The sequence below is a fragment of the Gordonia cholesterolivorans genome (assembly GCF_039531975.1).
GTDB classification, from domain to species: domain Bacteria; phylum Actinomycetota; class Actinomycetes; order Mycobacteriales; family Mycobacteriaceae; genus Gordonia; species Gordonia sihwensis.
In genome coordinates this window covers 1-1,006 of the sequence record NZ_BAAARB010000062.1, presented here as the reverse complement: position 1 = coordinate 1,006, position 1,006 = coordinate 1, and the positions used below count along the sequence as shown (strand labels likewise).

Genomic DNA, 1,006 nt, shown 5'->3' with positions numbered 1-1,006 from the left:
CCGCCGATCGTCGGATACGTCCGGGTTCCACATCACCGGAAGAGCAGGTTCTTTCATCTCGTAAGGTCAGGGCTCGGCTACCGAGTCAGCCGGGAGCCGGGTAGGCGGCCAGCCGCTCGAGACCGGCAGCGAGCAGACCACTCCACGGATGATGCCGGTCGTACCGAAGCCGGAGTCGGCGGGCGTGACGAGTCAGGCGGGCCGCGGTCGCAAACAGTCGCATGCGCAGCTTCTTGGGTTCCCACAGGCGCGCTGCGGTACCGGCCAAAGCCAGCATCTGGGTCCAGGCGAGCAGATCGCACGCCACCTCGACCACGGCGAGCCAGATCTGATTCTGCGCGAACCCTTTGAGTGGAAAGTTCGTCAGGCCAGTGTCTTTCGCGATCCTGATACGGTCTTCGCAGCGGGCCCTCCGCCGATGCCGGACCTCGAGATCGGCGAGCTGGCCACCGGTGGTGTTGGTGGCGAACGCGATCAGGCGCCACCCATTGCGGTCGGTGATCCGCAGCTGGGCGCCCGGATGCGGCTTCTCACGGCGGACGATGACCCGCATCCCGGCCGGCCACCCCGAGAGGTCCAGGACTCCGGTCAGTTCGGCAACGTCAGCATTCTTGCGGGGTTCACCGTCCGGGTCGTAGGCCGGGGTCCACGCCTTCTTCGGCAACCGGTCGATGAGGTCACCGATCGTCTCGTTCAACGGAAACCCGACCGAATACGACAGGCGTCGGCGGGCGAGGAAATCGATGAAGTCGTGGGTGCCGCCGGCCGAGTCGGTGCGTATCAGGATCGACTTACCGGGCCGAGACCCGATGCCGGGAACCTGCTGAAGGATCTTCTGCGTCAACGTGATGTGGTCGGCGGCGGTGTTGGAACCGGCGTTGCCGGGCCGCAGGATCGCCGCAGCGGCCTCCCCGGTCCCGTCTGGCCCGTGGTCGATGAACGCCATCAACGGATGAAAACCGAAGCCCCGCTTATAGGTTGGCTTCGCCTGCTCCTTCTCCGAGTG

1 protein-coding gene is annotated in these 1,006 nt (G+C 65.9%); it reads right to left on the bottom strand.

Annotation, left to right across the window (positions count from 1 at the left end; translation table 11 throughout):
- Nucleotides 1-85: 85 nt before the first annotated feature.
- Nucleotides 86-1,006 (bottom strand): IS1380 family transposase (locus tag ABFX36_RS18895; RefSeq protein ID WP_346077820.1); only part of this gene is annotated, 921 nt, incomplete at its 5' end.